Source organism: Actinotignum saccati (assembly GCF_051265055.1).
GTDB lineage: Bacteria > Actinomycetota > Actinomycetes > Actinomycetales > Actinomycetaceae > Actinotignum.
In genome coordinates, this window is record NZ_JBOZCC010000007.1 from 100,144 (window position 1) to 121,115 (window position 20,972).

Genomic DNA, 20,972 nt, shown 5'->3' on the forward strand with positions numbered 1-20,972 from the left:
GTGTGCAGTTTTGATTGCGCTAGGCGTGCAGTTTCGGTTGCGCTGGGCGTGGGGACGGTGTGGTCCCCCTTTGTTCGGCATGTATATCGGCCGCGGGTGGCCGCGCTTGCGCGGATGGTGTGTGGTTTTGTGGTGTTAGAAGACGGGTGTTGTGGTGAGGCTTGAGTTATTAGAAACCCTCGTATCGTATTCGAGGCTGGGGACAATGGACGCGGTAGCACGCCAGTGTGGGTGTACCACCGCGGCGGTTGTGAAACGTATCCAGTTGTTAGAAGAAGAAGTCGGCTATCGGCTCACCCAGAGGGCCGGGCGGGGTAGCGAACTCACGCCCGCGGGCTGGCATCTGGTGGAGCGCTCGACTCAGATTCTGGGGCTTGTGGATAAAACCGTGAGTGAGATACGAGATGCGGTGGATGACCCACAGGGCAGGGTCGTGATTGTGGGACGCGAGTCCGCCGCCCTGGAGAGTCTCGCAACTGTGATGGGGCGGGTGCGACAACGGTATCCGGGGATTAGTTTCGAGTTGCGGGCTTGTGGGAGGGAGCAAGCGGCCCGCATGCTGGCTGAGGGTGGGGCGTCTTTCGCGGTGTTGGATGCCTCGTGGGAGTGTGAGTCTTGGGAGACGCTCGCCTTGCCGGGTGAGGACCGGTGGGGACTGCTTACCCGTAGTGGTAGTGATCTGGCGGGGCGTGAGTCGGTGCGGCGTGCGGATATTACAAAGCGGGCGTTGTTGTTACCGAGCGAGGGTAGTCGGGAGCTTGGGTATTGGTTGGATAAGGAAAACCAGTTGGATGTGGTGGGGCGGTATGGGTCTGGGCGGGTGGCTTGCCGGCTGGTTGAGGCCGGGGTTGGTGAGGCTATCGTTTTGGAGAATGCCGTTGTGGAGAATGCGGTGGGTGGCGAGAACCGGGTGCTGAGCGGTGAGACGGGTGTTTCGGGCGCGGGTTTGGTGTTTGTGCCTCTTGATTGGCTGGTTGGTTTGCGGTGTGTGTTGGCGTGGAGCAAGCAAGCACGTCTGGGGCGGGCTGGTGAGGTGTTCGTGGAAACAGCCCGGGCAGCCTTCGCGGGTGAGGCTGTGGCCGAATAAACACGTGATTGGCGTGGTGGGTGCTTGGCAAGGGGCGGCGTCGTCGTACTTATTCTTGCAGTCACGGACGTTGCATGGAAAATGGGCGAGGCGACGGGGCCGGTTCAGAATCGTGTTGGGCGATACGTCCGGTTTATTTCGTGCTTCGCGCCGGGGCCTGCTCGCTGTCCTTCTGGTACATTTCGGCGAACCATTCGAGGGCCTCGAATTCGGGGCGTAAGGCGGCTTCTTTGTCGTTCATCCAGTAGTTTTCGGCTCGCTCGTTGTAGTCTTCGCGGGTTGTTCGCAATTCTTCCAGAATGGCGTTCTGGCGAGCGAGGACCTGTTCAAGACTGGTATAGCTTCCTCGGATAATCATGGGGCACCTCCTTTGGTGTGAATAGGTCTGAATGGGGAGTGTGGAACCTTTCGGGATCCTGCATGCTCCAATCTAGGCAAGGATACGAGTTTTGCATATAGCCTACGGAATTCTCGTGGAGGCTCGCGCCGCCGGGCCGGGGAGGTTACCGTTCGGAGCTGAGCCTATCTGCGCGGCTGAGGGCATAGCGGGCTAGCGGCGTCGTGCTTATTCTTACACGGAAACGGACGTGAGTGCGCGTGAACGTTTGTGCCGGGAAAACAAACGCGGGAGAAGGCGCGGTCTGGTGACCGGCCTCTCCCGCGTTGCGGTTATGGCGCGTTATGCCGTGCGCTTGGCTCGGCTGCGCGTGACCACCGGGATGCCCACGAGGAGCAAGGCCGCGGCAGCTGCCAGGCCAAAGGCGGCCGAGGAGCCGGTGCGCTGCAGCTGGGGCTGCGTGCGCTTCTTCGTCACCTGCGGGCCATTGGACGGATTCGTGTCGGGGTTTTCAGTGGCGGGTGTGCCGGCCGGAGTGCTGGGTGCCTCAGGCGTTCCCGGTGTACCGGGTGTTCCCGGGGTTTGGTTGCTCGGAGTGCTTGGAGTAGTGCTCGGCGTACTCGGGGTTGTGGACGTTGTGCCGGGCGCGGTTGGAGTTGCGCGGGGAGTGCTCGGCGTTGTGGGAGTACCGCTACCCGGAGTGCTCGGGGCAGGATCGCCGGGAGTCTCCGAATTATCCGGCGCGCCCGGAGTGGTCGGCTGCGTACCCGGAGCGCCCGGAGTCCCGCTATCGGGCGCTTCGGGAGTAGTGGGCTGAGTACCCGGAGCAGTGGGCCGCGTGCCGGGTGTACCCGGCGCGGTGGGTTCGGTACCCGGCGTCTCTGGAGCGGTCGGCTGCGTGCCAGGCGTGCCCGGAGCGGTGGGTTTCGCGCCCGGAATGATCGGTGCGTCCTCACCGGAGGCATCGGGCGCGCCGGGCTTCTTGTCCTCCGGCGCGGGCTTCGCGCATATCTTCACGACGGCAGCTGCCTGGTCACAGCCGTCTTCGTTCACGCCGCTCAGGTAGTACGTGACAGCCGGGTTGTATCGCAACGCGAAAACCTGGCTGTAGAGATTATGCACAGCCTGAGATTCCCCGGTATCCGTGCCGATGAGGTCGGCGCGGCCCGACTCGCCGGTCACAATGCACTGGGTCGAGCCGGTCAGACCCGCCGGGGTGTGATGCCCGGCGAGGAAATTATTCGTGGCGGCATCCGTGAGCGAATACTTGGGAAGCTCATCCATCTGGCCCCAGTCATAATCCGTGAGCGGCTGGCAACCCTCCTCCCACGACCCGGGCCCGCCGCCTTCCTGAGAGCACTTCCACAGCTTATTGGTGGCGCGGATCGGCAGCACGGTCAGCTCGGACTGCACAGTCACATCGCCTTCCACCTTGATCGTGTACACCCCGGGCTCGTTCACGCCGAACGTGTATTCGTCGTACAGCTCCATATTTTTCACCGGTCCGTTGTATCCGAAGTACGACGGCGCATCCCCAGCCTTAGCGGTACCGGCCGGAATTCGCCAGACGCCCAATTCCGGATCGGTCACATCGGAGGAAACCAGCCCGCCGTTGAGTGGCGATTCGAGCTCGCCCTCGGAGTTGCGCTTGATCTCAATAACGGGAAGGGGCTGATCAACGGGCTTGACGGGTGTCGTCGTCGTAATACGAGGATCCGATTGTTCCGCAACCTCCCGAGCCTTGTCCGGCACGCTGGTAAGAGTGAGCTTCACGTTTTCCAGGACCGCGGGCACGAAAATGGAGGTGCCGCGCGCGGTCTGGATGCGGTCCGAGGAAACGACCAGGGGAGTGGTTTGCACCGTGTAGGTCACGTGGGCGACGTCGCCGATCTTCTCCACGCAGGTATCCCCGCCCTGGCAATTGACCGCGCCGCCCGTGAGCGAGCGGACGTTAAAGGCGAGCTGGGTGTTCGTAGCTCCGGCCGTGGCGGGCAGAAGTAATCCCACCCCGGCGAGCGCGGCCACCAGGGCGGCGCTCCCGAAGCTTGTCAGTGATTTCTTCATGTGTCATCCATTCGTTGTGATGCTGTTGGTCAAGGAGCGCGGCGGAGTCTGTTCCGTGGAGGTAGGAATAAGGGCGGTGCCGAGCCGCGGAAAGACGTGCCGTAAGTGCTCAATTTATTAGGTATTATAACCAGATTGGGCTTGGGTTCGGGTGGGAAAAATGGCCGGGGTCGTGGGAGTTTGTAGGGTGTGAGTGTGGGCGTTTTGCCAGGTTATTGTGCTGTTTCTGGGGGAGTGGGCTGGGGTGGGTGGTGGTTGGGGGCGGCGCTTTTGTGGTGGTCTTTTATAGCATGAAGTTTATTGCGATGGGGTGGTGTGAATTATTTTTACGAGAGTTGATTTTAGTATTTTCGGGAATTGGGAATATTTGGTTTTTCTGGGGTGGTTGGTAATGGCGTGTGGCGGTTGGTGATGGCTTTGCGGTGGCTGGACGTGATGTGATACAGTGTTGAACAAGAATGTGACGGGTATGCTCGGATGGGGCGCGGGAGGCTCGGCTCGCGGCCTGGATATTGGCGAGAGTGCGGTGCTTTTAGGGTGTTCCCGATGCTGTGGCTCACTGGCGAAAATGGCTGTTTTCTACCGAGAACATCACAATGCGCTTGGTCACTTGCTATGTGCGCGGGCCTCGGCGGAGGGTGTGGCAAAACGGGGTAGCGCGGGAGAAGCTTCGCATCGTACCGTTAGTGGTGGATGGTGTGCGGCATTGGTAGCCACGTCCAATCGATCATTCGACTGAAACACGGTAGCCGCAGTGGCTCCTGGTTACGGAGGTTTCTCATGTCCTTTCCGGTAGGCGCTTTGGTTGCTGCTGCACCCTCGATCCAGCGCCGTTTGCGGAAAATGAGCAAGTATCCGCGCGAGCCGCGGGTGTTCTCGCACAAAAAGATGGGCCTTACGTTTGGGTGGACATGTGAAGTTTTAATAGCGGTGACCCTAATTGCGCTTGTTACCAGCGATGAAGCAAGTCGTCCTGATGATGCCACCCTTGGAATCATTTTGGGCCCCATCATGATGGTTTTTTGTTCTTGGTTCCTGTGGGTTGGCTACAAACGGCGGTTGGGTGTGGATAATGAAAAGACCTGGTACAGGTTCCCTCCGTTTCCCGATCGAGAGGTGTACTTCGCTGATATAACACGGATCGTTTATACCGGAGTTTCTTTTGGGCTTTACGCCGGCGAGAAGAGTAAGTTCTTTGCCAAGAAAAAGAACACCATTGGGATCGCCATTAACGTTTTCGATTACACCCTGGCCTACCTGCGGATCCTGGAGGAGATGCGGATCCGGCGCTTCACGATTGGGAAAATCGAGCCCCATGATCCGAGGTGGCCAGAAGCATGGCAGGACATGCGTAATCGGCTGGCGGCCGAAGCGTATCGGAACCACCAAAATTATTATGATTCCCACCCGGCCGAATTGCAGGAGCTCAACGCATTAACGGTAGGTCGATTTGTTACTCCCAACCCGGTCCCGCCGCCTCCTACTCAAAACGAATACTGAGAAAGCCCGGTTTTAGCTCCGGAACCTGCGCCAGGTTGCGAACGCTATTCCCGTCCCGCCCAGCAGTGCCGCGAGTGCCAGGCCGGCAGCAGAGTTCGCGCCGGTGCGTTGTAGCGGCGTCGGGCGCGGTGTGGGCACCGAAGGCGGTGTGCTGGGAGCAATCGGAGTGCTCGGAACTGTGGGAGTGCTGATGGTAGCTGGCACGGTAGGCGTAGGCACCGGCGGTGCTGGCGTGGACGGCGTGGGGCTGGGAACATTCCGGTCGCCGGGCTCCGGTTCCGGCGACGTGGACGGTTCGGGTTCCGGGGTAGTCGAGGGCTCCGGTGACGGATCGGCTGAAGAAGACGGTTCGGGCTCCGGCGATTCAGAAGGCTCCGGTTCCGGCGTAGGCTCCGGCGACGGCTCCGGCTGTTCGCACAGCGTGATGACCGCGGCGGCTTGATCGCAGCCGTCCTCGCCAACCCCGCTGATGGTGTAGGTAACCGCGGGATTGGCGTGGAGCGCGTAGAGGTAGGTATACCAATCGCCCGCACCCAGGGAGCCCTCAATATCTTTCCCGATAAGATCGTTGCGCCCGGTTTCCCGCGTCACCACACACTGCGGCGATCCGGTCAAACCGGCATCCGTGACCCGCTCGCGTGCAGCCGCATTCACCGCCGGATCGCTGAGCGAATACGCGGGCAGATCGCCCATGCGGCCCCACTCAAATTCCTGCAGGCTCTGACAGCCCTCCATATACGAACCGGGCCCGCCGCCTTCCTGCGAGCATTTCCACAGCTTATTTATGGCGCGGATCGGCAGCACGGTCACCTCCGATTGCACCGCCACATCGCCTTCCACGCGGAGCGTATAGACGCCCGAGCCGCCTATTCCGAAAGAGTATTCGTCATAGAGGTCCATATTCGCTACCTCGCCGCCGTAGGCGAGGTACGACGGCGGATCTGTGGCAACGGCCAAGTCGGCTTTTATCCGCCGCACGCCCAGATTAGGATCCTCGAAATCCGGCGTGACGTATGAGTACCGGGGGAAATCCTCGGGAGCTATATCGGGATAGAGCTCGGGATCAAAAACCGCATTCCCGTTGCTGTCGCGGCCCACATCCCAGATACGGAGCTCCTGATTGACGGGCTTGGTGGGAACCGTCCAGCGGCTCTCCCAATCGAAATCAGGCTGCGCCTGGAGAGCCTCAAGAGCGGGGTAGTCCGGCACGCTGGTGAGCGTCATTTTTACGTTCTCCAGCACGGTCGGAACGAAAACGGCCGCGCCCTGCGCAGTTTGGATATGGTCCGAGGACTCCACCAGGCGAGCTACCTGAACCGTATAACTCACATGGGCGACGTCGCCCACCTTCTCCACGCAGGTATCCCCGCCGCGGCAGTTCGCTCCGCCTCCTGTCACGGTCATGACATTGCGCATGAGCGTTCGGTCAGGATCGGGACCGCCGGCTGTGGCGGTGGCGGGAAGGAAAATGCCGGCGCCGGTCAGGGCAGCGGCAAGGGCGAACCGCCCGAAGGCGTGTGCGTGAATGGCCATGGGTACCCCCGTGGAAAATAATTCTCTATCTAGCTTCAGCTGTGAAACTACATTGAGAAACGGCGTGATATGCGGGCGGAAATCCCGCACTACACCCCATGTTACGCCGTAGTAAATGAATGTGCACGGATATTTAGGGTAACCGCCAATCCACCGGGCTGGCACCCTGCTCGGCCAGCAGTGCATTAGCGCGCGAAAAAGGCTTGGAACCAAAGAAACCGCGCGAAGCGGAAAGTGGCGACGGGTGCGGGCTGGCAATCACCGGGGTATTTCCCAGCAGCGGGCGCAGTTCCTGAGCGTTACGGCCCCATAAAATCGCCACCAGCGGCTTCCCGCGCGCCGCGAGGGTACGAATCGCATGATCGGTGACTTTTTCCCAGCCGCGCCCCCGGTGCGAATTAGCGTTATTCGGAGTTACGGTCAGTACCCTGTTGAGCAGCATCACGCCCTGTTCGCACCACGGCGTGAGGTCACCGCTGCTGGGAAGTGGGGCGCCAACGTCGTTGTGTAATTCCCGAAAAATATTGACGAGCGAGCGCGGCGGAGCCACATTCGGCGCCACGCTAAAGGAGAGTCCCACCGCATTTCCGGGGGTGGGGTAGGGATCCTGGCCCACAATGAGCACCTTGACGGAATCCAGGGGATAGGTAAAAGCGCGCAGCACATTTGTGCCCGCGGGAAGATAGCCGCGCCCGGCCGCGTTCTCTTCGCGTAAGAACGTGCCCATCTCATGAATGATAGGTTCAACAGGGGCAAGAGCCCGCGCCCAATCGGGGCTGATGATCTCGGAAAGAGGCTGCATAGTGTCAGAGTACCGGAGTGAGGAACCTCCTTTTACGAGCGCGCCTTCGGAGCCGGGGAGCGGTGAAGCTTCGTGGGAGGATTTCTTGCGCAGTGCCGGCCCTGCCTTGCACGACGACGAGCTGCGCGTCCTCACCACAGAGATGCGGTGGCGGGCCGGGTACCGCACGAAAACCGAGGCGATCCGGGCGCTCGGCATGACTCCCACCCGCTACTACCTCATTCTTTCCGGCATTCTCAATAACCCGCGCGCCGAAGTGGAGTACCCGGATGTGGTGCGAGCCATCACCCGGCTGCGGGACCTGCGCGATAAGGAACGCGGCGGGCGCGGCGAGTGACGCGCGGTGCGCGAGCAGTGCGGGCGGCGCGGGCTGCGCGTAATTTGTGGCGACCGCGTGCCGCGTCACCGCTGATTGCGCGGCAGAAAACAGCTAGGCTAACGGTGTGGCAGGAAAGTACCCAGTAGACGAATTTGATATCGCGGCGCGCCAGCGCACAACCCGCGGCGCTCACCGCAAGCGCGAATCCTCGGCAAAGTGGTGGATCGCGCTCATCGCTATCCTCATTCTCGCCCCGGCTCTCGGGTACGGCATTGTCAAAATGAACCAGATTTCAGTAGCGCCACCCTCACACAAGCCGAGCGTGAGCGCACCGGCCCAGCCCTCCGCCACGACGCCCGCAGCCGGCACCGCGGGTGCGGGCGCGGAAGGAAGCCCGGCGCCCGCTTCGGAAGCACCGGCGCCCGCGGAAGAAGCCTCACCTTCGGCTTCCCCCACCCCGGCCGCTGAGGCGGATCGCAGCCGTTCCACCCTCATCCTCAACGCCTCCGGGATTTCCGGATACGCCGCCGCCCACCAGCGCCAACTCACCGAAGCTGGCTTCACTACCACCTCCATCGGTAACTACCAGCACGCGGCACCGGCTCACTCCCAGATTTTCTATCCGGCGGCCGCTGATCTGCCCACCGTGGAAGCTATCGGTGCCGAACTGGGAATCACCGATTTCGTTGAAAACGCCAGCGCGAGCGGGGATAGCATCGTTGTTGTGCTGGCGGGGGACACCCGCGACTAAAACATCTCGCGTGAAGATTCCCGGCTTCGCCAGCCGCTAAAACTTGAGTGCTTCCCGCTCAAGTTTTCGGGGCGGTTATCCGGGGCTAGGCGCGCGGAATTGTGGGCATATCGCGCTTTTCTGGCGGGTGGCTGCTGCGTCGTCGTACCTGAACCACAGCTTGCACTCACGCCGTGAGAGTGCCAGAATCTCTGTTAGCACTCCGAGTATGTGAGTGATAAGTCCAACTGGTTGGTGAGGCTGACCGTGAGCGAAGAAAGGCTTCGCGCGGGAAGTCGTCCGTCGCGGGCACCGGCCACAGTGATTCTGGAGGAATATCGCATGGCAAAGACCATTGCTTTTGATGAGGAAGCACGCCGCTCCATGGAGCGCGGCCTCAATCTCCTCGCGGACACCGTCAAGGTGACGCTGGGACCCAAGGGCCGTAACGTCGTTCTTGATAAGAAGTGGGGCGCCCCCACCATCACGAATGACGGTGTGTCCATCGCCAAGGAAATTGAGCTGGAAGATCCCTACGAGCGCATCGGTGCTGAGCTCGTCAAGGAAGTCGCCAAGAAGACGGACGACATCGCCGGTGACGGCACCACCACCGCGACGGTTCTCGCCCAGGCCCTCGTGCAGGAAGGCCTGCGCAATGTGGCCGCCGGCGCCAACCCCATCGCGCTGAAGAAGGGCATCGATACCGCGGTCAAGGCCGTGACCGAACGCCTCCTCGCGGACGCGAAGGAAGTTGATACCCGCGAAGAAATCGCCTCCACTGCCGCAATTTCGGCCGGTGACCAGGAAATTGGTGAAGTCATTGCCGAAGCCATGGATAAGGCCGGCAAGGAAGGCGTCATCACCGTGGAAGAGTCCTCCGGCCTGGAGCTGGAGCTCGAGCTCACCGAAGGTATGTCCTTCGATAAGGGCTACCTCTCCCCCTACTTCGTGACCGACGCCGAGCGTCAGGAAGCGGTTCTGGAAGATCCCTTCATCCTCTTCGTGGATTCGAAGATCTCCAACCAGAAGGAACTCCTCCCGGTTCTCGAGAAGGTGATGCAGGCCGATCGCCCGCTCCTCATCATCGCTGAGGATGTGGAATCCGAAGCCCTGGCCACCCTCGTGGTCAACAAGATCCGCGGCACCTTCCGCTCCGTGGCCGTCAAGGCCCCGGGCTTCGGTGATCGCCGCAAGGAAATGCTTCAGGATATGGCCATCCTCACCGGCGGCCAGGTGATCTCCGAATCCGTTGGTCTCAAGCTGGAGAACACCGACCTCACGCTCCTCGGCCGCGCCCGCAAGGTGGTTGTCACCAAGGAAAACACCACCATCGTGGACGGTGCTGGCGACCAGGAGCAGATCGACGGGCGCGTTTCCCAGATCCGCACCCAGATCGAAAACTCCACTTCCGAATACGACACCGAGAAGCTCCAGGAGCGCCTGGCCAAGCTCGCCGGTGGCGTGGCGATCATCAAGGCCGGTGCGGCTACCGAGGTTGAACTCAAGGAACGCAAGCACCGCATCGAGGACGCCGTGCGCAACGCCAAGGCGGCCGTGGAAGAAGGCACCGTCGCCGGTGGCGGCGTGGCCCTTATCCAGGCCGGTAAGGAAGCTTTCGCCGACCTCAAGCTCGAGGGCGACGAAGCGACCGGCGCTGCCATCGTGCGTTACGCTATCGAAGCTCCGCTCAAGCAGATCGCCAGCAATGCCGGCCTCGAGGGCGGCGTGGTGGCCGAGAAGGTCCGCAACCTCCCCAAGGGCGAGGGCCTCAACGCGGCCACCGGCGAATACGTCAACCTCATGGAGGCGGGCGTTATGGATCCGGTCAAGGTGACCCGCTCGGCGCTGCAGAACGCGGCCTCCATTGCCGGCCTGTTCCTCACCACCGAAGCCGTGGTGGCGGACAAGCCCGAACCGCCGGCTCCGGCCGCGCAGGGTGACGGCGGCATGGGCGGTATGTACTAAACCGCTAGGTTCAGCTGCAGCTGACGCCAAGGTATAAACCGTAAGGGTGGCGCGCTTTCCGCGAGGGGGCGCGCCACCCTTGTGGTATCCGGGCGCGCGTACGGGCACGGCCGCGGCTACATATCCGGTTCGCGCTCGATGCCGTGCGTGGGGGAGGGATCGGCGGGCCGGCCCACAATATCGCCTTCCGGATCGTCTTCGATCAGCGGCGGGATGCTCTCCGTATAGCGCGGGGTACGCCGGGGTGCGCCCTCGCGTTCCTTTTCCTTCCACACCTCTGCCTGGGCGCGATCCGCGAGCGGGGAATCAATATTCTCCGCCAGCGCGATGGCCTCATCGCGTTCCTTCTCCGCCGCCCGCCGGCGCGCATTAATCTTATTGAGGGTGGCCTGGGAGACCTCCTCACGCTGGCGCTTGCGAAGCTGTTCCGCACTCAGCTGCGGCTCGCTCGTCTCGGCGACCGGCCCGGTGGGCAGCACTCGCGTGACTTCGCCGGAATCCTCTTCCGGAATCCGAGCTTCCACCGCTTCCAAGGTGGACGTTTCGGTGCGGGCATCGCGATAGGCATCCGCCCCGGCCGGCGTGGTGGGGGCGGAGGGAGTGCTGAGCCCGGTGAGCGTCGTCGTACCTACATTCGTATCCCCCGGGCGCGTCACGTTTGCCGGGCGTGTCACGTCCACGGTTCGCGCGGCATCTACTGTTCGCACGCCTTCAGCCGTTCCGTCCGTCTCCACGGGGCGCAGCGCCTTAGCCGCGTTCACGCCATCCGCAGCGTGCGCCGTATCCGCAGGCCGCGGCCCGTCCGCAGCATTCGCACCGCCCGTACCCGGCTCCGGCTCGGCTAGGCGCTTACGCAATTTCGCGGCCTCCGCCTGCAAATTCTGACGCGCCGCATCCTCCCATTTTTGGCCCTCGGGCGTATAAAACAAATGCTTGCGCTCGAGCAGCTTCGCCACGATTTTCTCGCGCCCGCGCCAAAAACTTTCGTCCGGAATATGCGGGTATTCCTCGCGAATCGCCTGCGTATAGCGCCGGTAGCTCTGCGGGGAGGAAGCCAAAATAGCCAGGTGCGCATCACGCAGCACCATAATGTCAATATCTTGTTCGGCGGTCCCCAGGCTGGTGGCCGGGGCGCGCCCCATCACCGGCATCGCGGTGAGCGCCGGCGCCTTCATCCCCCAAATCAGCTCCGCTACTCGGCGCGCGGTTTCCGGCGCGATACCGAGCTGCGTCAGCTCATTTTCGGCGGTGCGCGCCGAAAGCAACTCATCTTCACCGCCGCGTTTCGTGTAGACGCGGTAGCGCGACGTCGAAAAAACCACGCCGTGGTACCAGGCCGCAAGCCGCACGGTATCCGGGTGATGCGTTTCGTTAATGAGTTTTTCCACATTGGCGAGCATGGCCGTGAGGTGGTGAATATCGTGGAAGATACGATCCGGTTCCGACCAGCGCGCCAGCACCGACGTACACGTCTCCTGAATCTCCGCGCTGGACGCGGTCGCCCCCAGCCCCGTCACTGCCTTCTCGAAAGAAACCGGCAGCCACGAAGGAACGGACATATTTCCTCCCACCGTGGTGCGCACCCGCGGCGAACTTTTCGCCAGGGGACGACGACGCACGTCGCCCTCCGCACTCAAACGCAACTGATTCTAATCATGCCCAGGCCTGGGTGGGGAACATGTGGGCCTTTTTGCGGGGCGCGGCCGGCGCAGGGGAGTGCGGTGCGGCGCGTGGGTGCGCGCGGGCAGCGCCCCGGGGCTGCCACTTTTCGCCCAGCTGAACGCGATAACCGGGCCGGCAGGGTGCACGGGCGCGGCCGGTGCACTAACGTAGAGACGTGATATCTGACGCAGCCTTTTCCGCCTCGCACGCAGCTGGCCGGCCCCGGGCACTGGTGACCGGGGGAAGTTCCGGCATAGGGCTCGCCTTCGCCCGCCAACTCGCCGCCCGCGGATACGCGCTGGTCCTGGTGGCACGCGGGGCACAACGCCTGAACGCCGTGGCCGAAAAATTCCGGGCGCGGGGCGTGGAATGCGAAACGATGTGTTGCGATTTAGGTGTGGGGAACGACGTCGCACGCCTATGCGATTACCTCCGTGACAATGCCGTTGATGTGGTCATCAATAATGCCGGGGCTGGCCTCTATGAAAGCCTCGTGGACGGGGATATGGACCGGATTGACGCGGCGGCTGCCCTCATGGCGGGAGCGCCGGTACGGATTGGCGCGGCGGCCACCGCGGCGATGGCGGCGCGGAGGAGGGGCGCTCTCATTAATATTGCCTCGGTGCAGAGCTTCGTTCCCATGGGTGCCTATGCGGCCCTCAAATCTTTTGTGCGGGTCTGGTCCGAATCGCTGGCCGTGGAGCTGCACGGTAGCGGGGTGACGGTCACCGCGGTGCTGCCCGGCTGGGTACGTTCAGATTTCCACCGCAACTCGGGCGGGAAACGCTCCGGGGTTCCCGATGTGCTGTGGCTGGAGCCCGATACGGTGGCGCGAGCCGCGCTCGCGGCGGCCGCGCGCGGAAAAGTCCGCTGCACGCCCACCGTGCGCTACAAGATCATTGGTTTCCTGGCGGAGAAAGGCCCGCGCTGCGCGGTAAACTGGGTGGCAAGGAAAATTAATGGCAGTGGGCGAAAGGCGGACCGCGGGTGAGCGAGCTCGAACCGATTGATCCGTATCTGGATGAGTCCAAGGCCCGCCGCCGGCATCGGGTGCGCCGCGCCCTGACGAAACCGGTCATGTCCACGATTCTTCGACCTACCGTGCTGGGGGAAGAAAATATTGAGAATCTGGACGGCGCGTTTATCTTGGTGCCTAATCATTCTTCGCACCTGGATGCTCCGATGATCTTCTCGCTGCTTCCCGATAAACTCACCGAGCGCTTAGCGACCGGCGCGGCCGCGGATTATTTTTATCGCCGCCGTGGCATTTCTAATCTCACCTCGCTGTTCTTTAATACCTATCCCATTGAGCGCGGTAAAAAACCCACCGGGAAAGCCGGGTCCGAGTATCAGCCCGGGCGTGCCAAGGGGATGACGGGCCGTCTGCTGGCCGCCGGTGTTCCGATTCTGATTTTCCCGGAAGGTACCCGCTCGCGTACCGGGAAGCTCGGCACCCCCAAGGCGGGCGCCGCGGCCCTGGCTCAGCGTTTCAATGTTCCGATTGTTCCCATCGCCATGTCCGGCGGGCACGAGGTGATGCCGGTGGGTGCGGTGCTTCCGAAATTCCGCGGCGAAGTGTTCTTATTTATTGGCCGGCCCATGTACGGGCTGCCGGAGGAAGACCCGGCTGATTTTATGGGCCGGGTGTTCACCGCTATTGAGATGATGCTCGAGCAGAAGAGCGCGCATCCGCTCACCCCGGAAGGGGCCAGCCCCTTCGATCCGCCGGCGACTGGCGAGCCGGGCGGGGCTCATGAACCGGGCGCGGCGGCTGAACCGCCGGCGGCTGGCGAGCCGGGTGAAGCGGCGGCTGAGTAGCCCGCCTATTCCTGCTCGCTCGGTTTCGCGGGCGCGAGCGCATCGGCACTCTGGCACGGTTCGCTCGGCGCGGGGAAGGTGAGTTGCACCGTGAGCCCGCCACCGGGGGTGGTCAGCGCCCGGGCGGTGCCGTGATGCGCGGCCATAATGGCGGCAACAATGGCAAGGCCCAGCCCGGAGCCCCCCGATTCGCGCGAACGTGAATAATCCGGGCGGTAGAACCGCTCAAAAATGCGCTGGGAATCCGCCTCGGAAATACCCGGGCCGTGATCGCGCACTTCGATAGTGGGCCGGCCCTCCGCGATGCCCACCGCCACTTCCACCGGGCTGGCTTCCGGGGCGTGCGCGAGCACATTCGACAGCAAATTCGCGATCACCTGGGTGATACGATCCGCATCCCCGTGCACCTCCACCACCTCGGGCGGCGGGGTGCTCCCATCCAAAGCAACCACCGTGGCGGTGCGCTGCGGGGCTCGCACCCGGAAATCAAGGATGGCGTTATCGGCCAGCTTGGCCAGATTGACGCAATCAAGATTGAGGGGCCGGTTTTCATCCAAGCGGGCCAGTTGAAGCAGATCCTCCACCAGCCCGGCCATCCGGTTGGCTTCTGATTCCACCCGTTCCATCGCTTCAGGCACCCGCTCGGAGGGAACCCCGCCCAGGCGATACAGCTCGGAATACCCGCGCACGGTGGCCAGCGGGGTGCGTAATTCGTGGGAGGCATCCGAAACGAAGCGCCGCATTTTTGCTTCCGAGCGCTCTTTTTCCGCGAAGGCATGCTCGATTTGGGCGAGCATAACGTTAATAGAGTTCGCGAGCATCCCAACTTCGTCGTCGTCCTCACCGTGCGGGACGCGTTCGGCCAGGTGCCCTTCCGCGATGGTATGCGTGGCCGCCTCGATATCACGCAGGGAACGCAAGGTACGCGATACCAGGCCGGTAACGGCAAGCCCGGCGGCCAGCACGGTGGCGAGCCCGGCAAGCACGAAAATAAGGCGCAGCCGCGCAATCGTAAATTCAATAGGACCGAGCGGCTGGGCAATAATAATATTCCCGGTAATGAGGCCGCCGGTGGAGGTCGGGCTAATGGGATGCACGAGCACTCGCCAATCCGAACCGTACAGGGTGGAAGGAACCGTCACGGGTTCTTCGGAACCCAGGCTGGCAATACGCTCAAGTTCACGCGGGTAGCCGAATTCTTCCACGGCCCCCGGATTGGGGAGCTCGTAGGTGGTCACGTCCCGCTGCCCGGCGATACCCCAATTGACCCGCACGAAGAAATCAGAAAGGTTGAGGGAGGACTGGCTGGCGCCGGGCATCTCCTGGAGGAACATCCGTTCCACCGAGCGCGCATTCGTGGTCAAATCCTGGTCGATTGTGGAGACCAGGTATTGCTTGAGGAGGGTGACCGAAGCGAAACCCAAAAAGGTTGCCGCGGTGCCCACCAGAATAACGAAGGCAATAATGAGGCGGCCGGCCAGGGTGCGGGCCGGCCGCAGCGCGCGCCGGAAAACTCCGCCGCGGCGGGTGCGCGCGGGAGCCTCGCGCGCCGGGTGCTCCGGCCGCGCCGAGGTGCCGGGATTCGCCGGGTGGCCCGGCGCGGGCGGAGCCCCCGCGCTTTCCGAAGGATGCGGATCGTGACGTTGGGTCATAACCGAATGCTATTTGGAAGCGCGCAGAACGTAGCCGATGCCACGGCGCGTGTGGATGAGCGGCACAAGATTGCGCGCCTCCTCCGGGTCGGTAATCCCCAGCGCTTCCGGGGAATCAATTTTGCGCCGCAAATAGGAAATATAGGATTCCACGATGGAGATCTCACCCTGCCAGTTGTAATCCCATACGTGGTCGAGGATCTGAGATTTAGAAACCACCCGCTCGGCATTAATAATGAGGTAGCGTAGCAGCTTGAATTCGGTGGGGGAGAGCTCCACGGGGCGGCCGGCGCGGGTGACTTCATAGGAATCTTCGTTCATTTCCAGGTCCGCGTAGCGCAGCACCGCCGATTCGGTTTCTTCCGGGCTGGTGCGCCGCAGCACCGCGCGGATACGAGCCACCACTTCCTCCAGGGAGAACGGTTTGGTGATGTAATCATCCCCGCCCACGGTGAGGCCCTGGACCTTGTCCTTCACATCATCGCGGGCGGTGAGGAACAGCACGGGTAGATCGTGATCGCGTTCGCGCAGGCGGCGCAGCACTTCAAAGCCGTCCATGCCCGGCATCATAATATCGAGGACGGCCAGGTCCAGATGCTGATTTTGCTGGTGAGCGAGGGCTTCCGCGCCATCGGCGGCGGTGTACACATCGAATCCGGCGAACCGGAGAGAAACGGAAAGAAGTTCACGAATCGAGGGCTCATCATCAACAACGAGGATGGCCGCTTCGGGAGTGTGCTCGGTAGGCGTCATGACGTTAAGGAAACTCGAGGTATCTGGAAGCTTCCTGAAAGTTTGCGGGAAGCGAAAGCAAAGCCGTGGGAGCGATAGTGGTGGAACGACGACGCCGCGGGGCGGGGTGGCAGCGCCACCCCGGCCCGGGAAGCCACGCGGAGCTCGGGGCACATAGGTGCATTGGGCTCGCGCCCTGCCCGGTGCGGGAGATTCCTCCGTGCCGGCGAGCCCTGCGCTTTAGTAGCTGGAGAAGTCCCGGCCTTCGAGTTGCGCGGGTTCTTGGCCACTCTTGAGGGCGGCTAGGCGCGCTTCGATTTCTGCGTCGTCGGAATGATCCTCCAATTCGGCGAATTGGTCAGCCAAGCTCAGGGAGGCAACTTCGGCCTTGCCCTGCGCCAGGGCTTCCTGGCGGCGGACCCGGTCTTCGAAACGGGCCAGCTCGCTGGTGGGATCAAGCACGTTGATCGAGGAGATGGCGTCCTGCACCTGGCTTTGCGCCTCGGCGGACTTTTGGCGCGCCACCAGGGTGTCGCGCTTATTCTTGAGCTCGGTGAGCTTCTCCTTCATCTGGGTGAGCCCGGATTTGAGCTGCTCCACCACCTTTTCCTGGGAGGCGAGCATGGGTTCGGCATCCTTGGCTTCGCGCTCGTACTGGATTTGCTTGCTCAGCGCCACTTTCGCCAGGTCATCCCAGTGGTTTGCGCCGGCCTCATCGCCTTTGGCGCGCATCTCATCGGCGCGGCGCGAGGAGGCGATGGCCTTTTGGCCCCAGTCGCGCGCGGCCTTGACGTCCTCGTTGTAATCGGATTGCGCCAGGCGCAGATTGCCCACGGTCAGGGCCACGGCATCTTCGGCTTCCGCGATGGAATTCTTGTAATCGCGCACCATCTGGTCGAGCATTTTCTGCGGGTCTTCCGCGCGGTCGAGGAGCGCGTTAATATTCGCCTTCGCGAGCTGGGTAATGCGTCCGAGGATTGTTTGTTTTTCAGCCATGATCAGCCTTTCTCTGTGTTATCGAGTAGGAATGGGGTGATGTACTGGATGGATAGTATCCGGGCGGGGCGCGATCAACGGACGCACGCGGCCACCGGTGTTAGAACGAACGGCTCCCTCCTCCCGCGGCGCCTCCGCCGCCAAATCCGCCAAAGTTCCCGCCGGAGCCACCTCCGAAGCCTCCGCCGAATCCGCTCGAGCGCTCGCCGCCAAAACCGGAACCCCAGCCCGAACCCCAGCCGGAATTGTGGCGGGATCCGCCGCTGGTCAGCGAGCCGAGGAACATGCCGAGCAGCAGGCTGCCCACGTCCCCGCCTCCGTTGCCGCCGTTCCCGCCGAAACCTCCCGCAGCGCGGGCGGACATGGCCTCCTGCACCGCATCTGTGGCGCGCTGGGCGTAGGATTCGGCCCGCGCGTAATAATCGCGGCGTTTAGCCAGGTCATCACTGGTATCCCCGGCTTGGAGCGCGGTGCGAGCCGCCTCCAGCGGGGCGCGCGCCTCATTCCCGGTGCTCCAGCGGTTCTGCGAGACCATCGCCTCCGCCCGCTGCACCGCGGCCCGGGCCCGCTGGCGATCCCGCTCCAGCCCGGACACCTGGCGCCGGTAGTTTTCCTCGGCATCTCGAGCCGGGGCGAGTGCGGCATCGAGCGCGTTCTCCGCTTCGGTGAGCTCGCGGATTCCGGCGAGCGGATCCACCCGCTCCCCGCGATATTTCTCCACCAGCGCCGCCGCCCGATCCCGCGCGGCCCCCACCTGGGCATTCCCGCCGCCGATGCGGTGGGCATCGGCAATATCCGCGGAAATCGAGGAGATATGCTCACCTAGCTGGGCAAAAGCCCGATTGACAGAATCTTGGACGTTGGAAATAGCGCGGTAGCGTTCCGCGGCCTCGTCCAGAGCTTGCTCGGCGATGCGCACAAAAGGCACGGCCTGGTTGCGTTCGCCCGCGGTGAGCAGCTGATCGACCTGCCCGAGCGCATCATCCGCCCCGGCCAGCAAAGCTTCAATATCCGCCGGGTAGGTGCGGAAACTCGCCACCGCATCCTCCCCGTAGGTGGCCGCCAAGGAATCCAATTGCCGGGTAGCGCTGGGAAGATTGGCGCGAATATCCGCCCCGCCCTCGCGCACCCGCGCCGCGGCTTCCTCCACATTGGCCGCCAAATCCCGCAGCCGCGCGAATTCTTCTTCCTGTTCGGTAATGGCCCGCTGCGCTTTTTCCGTGAGCTCCAGAATTGCGGTGTTATAGGCGCGCACCTGCTCCGGGGTATCCGGAATATCGTCATCTAAAAGCTGACGCTGGTTGAAAGCCTCCTGGAGATACTGCTGTGCCTGCGCCAATGCCTGGTCAAAGCCGCGCACCGAATTCACCCCGAATTGCGCCCGCGCGAAATTGAGTTCCGCGGCGGCACTGCGAACGCCGTCGTCCGTCGCTAAAAGCGCGGCGGCGGCACGTGTGCCGAGCGCTGCCAGATCTTCACGAGTTTTATTTTCCGCCTGCTTGCGTTTCCGCGCGCGCACGAACGCAATGGCCCCGATAATAACGACGACGGCGCCGCCCCCGAGCGCCAAGCTGGCCCAATCCGTTTTTTCGCCCTGCGCCAGCGCCCGGGTATAGGCGAGGGAGCCCTCCAGCCAGCGGCCGTCCCGGTAGGCGTTACGCACCTCCGCGGTAAAAGCCTTATCCAGATCCGAGGCGGAAAAACTCGCGCGGCCGTAGGCATAGCCCAGCTGACGGCTATCCACGGCTACCGCGATAAGACTGGCATCGCTGGACAGCCCGGCCCGGTTGAATGTTTCAATGGGCCACTGGTCCGCGCCTGCGCCGTCGAACCTATTAACAAAAACGAAACGCACCGCGTAATCCGTCTCATCTTGGAGGCGGTTGAGGGAGGTGCGCAGCTGCTCTTCTTCGCTGGCGGAGAGGACTTGGGCTTGATCGGTGACCGGATCAACGCTGGAGAGGGGTTCTTCCGCGGCGGCCAGCGGGCCGGAGAAGAGCAGTGCGCCCGTGAGCGCGAGTGTTCCAGCTATCCGGCGTGCGATCCCCATAACTTCAACCTTCCGTGCGCCCGGCGCGGCACCGGGCCTGCCCCTTACGTGGTGGACAGCACAATTTAACCACAGCATTCTGGGAGTGGGATGGGAAAAGGGACCGGGGGCGTTCAGCCGGTAGCGTTGCCTGTGCCCGCGGGGGCGCTGGTAGAATGACGCTGGTGCTTCGCCCGACCGTGTGCGAAGCGTTTTTGCTAGAAATGAGAGTGTTGTGCCAACCGGAAAGGTTAAGTTTTTCGACGCCGCTAAGGGCTTCGGCTTTATTGTCAGCGATGAGGACGGTGCGCAGGTCTTCCTGCCCTCCTCGGCCCTCCCGGAAGGGCTCACGCCGCGCAAGGGTCAGCGGGTGTCCTTCGGGCTTGCCGATACGCGCCGCGGCCCGCAAGCACTCAATGTCGAACCGATAACCAAACTTGAATCGCTCGCGCGGAAGAATAGGCGTTCCCCGGAAGAAACGGTGGTGATCGTAGAAGATCTCATTCGGCTTCTGGACGGGGCCTCCACCCAGCTTCGGCGCGGCCGCTACCCGGAAGGGGGAGGGCAGATCGCGCGCGCCTTGCGTGCGGTTGCCGATGATTTTGATGCCTAAGAATGAAGAAAAAGAAGAAAATGCCGGGGGTGCGGGGGCCGAAGCCCCGGAATTGCACTTCCCCGAGGTGCGGGTAGAAGGCCACGCGGATGAGGGTGCGGATGTGGCGCGCCCGGAGGATCGCGTTGATGAAAACGTGGCGGTCACCCCGGATGATAAGCGGGTGGAACCGCAGCCCGGCCTGCCCGAAGATCGGGTGCTGGCCGCGGCGGTTGATGAAGCGCGGGCAACCCTGATCGAGGCCGTGGCCGAGCGTTTCGTGGGGGAGTACGCGGGATTCCTCGCTGAGGATACCCGGGTGGTCTCCTACCTCTTTACCTGTACCCATCCGGGGTATCACGGCTGGTACTGGAGTATTACGGTGAGCAGGGCGAGCCGGGCTCGCACCGTGACCTTTAACGAGATTGAGATGCTGCCCGGGGCGGGTGCTTTGCTGGCCCCGCGCTGGGTGCCGTGGAGCGAGCGGCTGGCCAAGCTGGAAACGGAAAAAGCGCAGGCGCGGGCCGCCTCGGAAAAGGAACGTAAGGAATCGGCGCGGGCGGCCGCCGCGGAGAAGGCCGAGCGGGCCGAGCGTAGCGGGCGGCGGCGCCGGGTGCGGCGCAAGATCACGGGCGCGGAAAGCGAAACTGGCGCAGTAGAAACTGACGCTGCCTCCCCGGCAGCAGCGCCGGTAGCGGAAACGCCCGAGCCGGTCGCCAAAGAAACTGCGGCCCCGGCCAATGGCGCGGCGCCGGTGATTCGCCGCGGGCGCGAGCGCACCGTGGTGCGCGGATCGCGCGGGCGGCGCTACCAGGCCACCGGCGCCCTGAGCTAAAGCAGGAGCAGCGGTGATGCGGATCCAGGGGCGAGCCAGGGACTATGCGTGGGGCGGCACGAGCGCGCTTCCCGCGCTCTTCGGCTATGCCCCGGCGGAAACCCGGGTGGCGGAAATCTGGCTCGGCGCCCACCCCGATGATTCAGCCCAGGTGATTGCCGCTCAGGATGCCCCGCTTTTTGACCTGGCTCAGCTCTACCCGTCCGCACCGACCGGGGAACACCGGATTGGGCGCGAAGCGGAGGCGAACGCGCCCGGGCGCGCCGCGCTGCGCGGGGTACGCGGGCGGCGGCGCTCGCGGCGCCGGGCCGGCCCGGGG

19 protein-coding genes are annotated in these 20,972 nt (G+C 63.2%); 10 read left to right on the forward strand and 9 right to left on the reverse strand.

Annotation, left to right across the window (positions count from 1 at the left end; genetic code table 11):
- Positions 1–154: 154 nt before the first annotated feature.
- Positions 155–1,087, forward strand: coding sequence for a LysR family transcriptional regulator (locus ACRQEC_RS07080; protein WP_435729867.1), 933 nt, complete (start codon positions 155–157; stop codon positions 1,085–1,087).
- A gap of 133 nt (positions 1,088–1,220) precedes the next feature.
- Here ACRQEC_RS07080 and ACRQEC_RS07085 read toward each other — a convergent pair whose 3' ends face one another.
- Both ACRQEC_RS07085 and ACRQEC_RS07090 read right to left on the reverse strand, forming a co-directional pair.
- Positions 1,221–1,445 carry a hypothetical protein gene (locus ACRQEC_RS07085; protein ID WP_320768965.1) on the reverse strand — a complete coding sequence of 75 codons (225 nt, stop codon included), beginning with the start codon at positions 1,443–1,445 and terminating at the stop codon, positions 1,221–1,223.
- Between the two features lie 321 nt (positions 1,446–1,766).
- Complete coding sequence (locus ACRQEC_RS07090; RefSeq protein ID WP_320768964.1) at positions 1,767–3,488, reverse strand: hypothetical protein; 1,722 nt, start codon at positions 3,486–3,488, stop codon at positions 1,767–1,769.
- Positions 3,489–4,268: 780 nt separating this feature from the next.
- Between ACRQEC_RS07090 and ACRQEC_RS07095 the strand changes: the two genes are divergently transcribed.
- The gene (locus ACRQEC_RS07095; RefSeq protein ID WP_320768963.1) at positions 4,269–4,988 is read left to right on the forward strand and encodes a hypothetical protein; all 720 of its coding nucleotides are present in this window, start codon (positions 4,269–4,271) and stop codon (positions 4,986–4,988) included.
- Positions 4,989–5,000: 12 nt separating this feature from the next.
- Here the strand turns inward: ACRQEC_RS07095 and ACRQEC_RS07100 are convergent, their stop codons facing one another.
- The gene (locus tag ACRQEC_RS07100; protein WP_435710326.1) at positions 5,001–6,521 is read right to left on the reverse strand and encodes a hypothetical protein; all 1,521 of its coding nucleotides are present in this window, start codon (positions 6,519–6,521) and stop codon (positions 5,001–5,003) included.
- A gap of 133 nt (positions 6,522–6,654) precedes the next feature.
- Positions 6,655–7,323, reverse strand: coding sequence for a uracil-DNA glycosylase (locus ACRQEC_RS07105; protein WP_435710327.1), 669 nt, complete (start codon positions 7,321–7,323; stop codon positions 6,655–6,657).
- Between the two features lies 1 nt (position 7,324).
- Here ACRQEC_RS07105 and ACRQEC_RS07110 point away from each other — a divergent pair, with 1 nt between their 5' ends.
- The 3 genes from ACRQEC_RS07110 (at position 7,325) to groL (ending at position 10,337) form a co-directional block, all read left to right on the forward strand.
- Positions 7,325–7,660, forward strand: coding sequence for a DUF3263 domain-containing protein (locus ACRQEC_RS07110; protein WP_435710328.1), 336 nt, complete (start codon positions 7,325–7,327; stop codon positions 7,658–7,660).
- 106 nt (positions 7,661–7,766) lie between these two features.
- On the forward strand, positions 7,767–8,393 hold the full coding sequence (locus ACRQEC_RS07115; protein WP_435710329.1) for a LytR C-terminal domain-containing protein: 627 nt from the start codon (positions 7,767–7,769) through the stop codon (positions 8,391–8,393).
- Positions 8,394–8,714: 321 nt separating this feature from the next.
- A complete protein-coding gene (gene groL, locus ACRQEC_RS07120; RefSeq protein ID WP_016443292.1) occupies positions 8,715–10,337 on the forward strand; it encodes a chaperonin GroEL in 1,623 nt (540 codons plus the stop codon).
- 116 nt (positions 10,338–10,453) lie between these two features.
- Here groL and ACRQEC_RS07125 read toward each other — a convergent pair whose 3' ends face one another.
- Positions 10,454–11,974: an HD domain-containing protein gene (locus tag ACRQEC_RS07125; RefSeq protein WP_284889489.1), complete on the reverse strand. Its 1,521-nt coding sequence runs from the start codon at positions 11,972–11,974 to the stop codon at positions 10,454–10,456.
- A gap of 200 nt (positions 11,975–12,174) precedes the next feature.
- On the opposite strand from ACRQEC_RS07125, the gene ACRQEC_RS07130 reads away from it, so the two are divergent.
- Positions 12,175–12,990 (forward strand): SDR family NAD(P)-dependent oxidoreductase, encoded by an 816-nt coding sequence (locus tag ACRQEC_RS07130; protein ID WP_284889488.1) that lies wholly within the window; start codon positions 12,175–12,177, stop codon positions 12,988–12,990.
- Positions 12,987–13,817, forward strand: a complete 831-nt coding sequence (locus tag ACRQEC_RS07135; protein ID WP_284889487.1) for a lysophospholipid acyltransferase family protein — start codon at positions 12,987–12,989, stop codon at positions 13,815–13,817. The genes ACRQEC_RS07130 and ACRQEC_RS07135 overlap by 4 nt, the downstream gene beginning before the upstream one ends.
- 5 nt (positions 13,818–13,822) lie before the next feature.
- On the opposite strand, the gene ACRQEC_RS07140 is transcribed toward ACRQEC_RS07135, so the two are convergent.
- The 4 genes from ACRQEC_RS07140 to ACRQEC_RS07155 form a co-directional block, all read right to left on the reverse strand.
- Complete coding sequence (locus ACRQEC_RS07140) at positions 13,823–15,469, reverse strand: sensor histidine kinase (protein ID WP_284889485.1); 1,647 nt, start codon at positions 15,467–15,469, stop codon at positions 13,823–13,825.
- A 9-nt stretch (positions 15,470–15,478) separates the two neighbouring features.
- Positions 15,479–16,222, reverse strand: coding sequence for a response regulator transcription factor (locus ACRQEC_RS07145; protein ID WP_026428430.1), 744 nt, complete (start codon positions 16,220–16,222; stop codon positions 15,479–15,481).
- Between the two features lie 219 nt (positions 16,223–16,441).
- Positions 16,442–17,197 (reverse strand): PspA/IM30 family protein, encoded by a 756-nt coding sequence (locus ACRQEC_RS07150; RefSeq protein ID WP_035276494.1) that lies wholly within the window; start codon positions 17,195–17,197, stop codon positions 16,442–16,444.
- A 100-nt stretch (positions 17,198–17,297) separates the two neighbouring features.
- Positions 17,298–19,247: a TPM domain-containing protein gene (locus ACRQEC_RS07155; RefSeq protein WP_284889483.1), complete on the reverse strand. Its 1,950-nt coding sequence runs from the start codon at positions 19,245–19,247 to the stop codon at positions 17,298–17,300.
- A gap of 214 nt (positions 19,248–19,461) precedes the next feature.
- On the opposite strand from ACRQEC_RS07155, the gene ACRQEC_RS07160 reads away from it, so the two are divergent.
- From ACRQEC_RS07160 to ACRQEC_RS07170, 3 genes are all read left to right on the forward strand, one after another.
- Positions 19,462–19,839: a cold-shock protein gene (locus ACRQEC_RS07160; protein ID WP_026428428.1), complete on the forward strand. Its 378-nt coding sequence runs from the start codon at positions 19,462–19,464 to the stop codon at positions 19,837–19,839.
- Positions 19,832–20,653, forward strand: coding sequence for a DUF3027 domain-containing protein (locus ACRQEC_RS07165; RefSeq protein ID WP_284889481.1), 822 nt, complete (start codon positions 19,832–19,834; stop codon positions 20,651–20,653). Before ACRQEC_RS07160 ends, ACRQEC_RS07165 begins: the two co-directional genes overlap by 8 nt.
- Before the next feature lie 16 nt (positions 20,654–20,669).
- A partial coding sequence (locus ACRQEC_RS07170; protein WP_435731195.1) for a type I phosphomannose isomerase catalytic subunit occupies positions 20,670–20,972 on the forward strand: 303 nt, incomplete at its 3' end.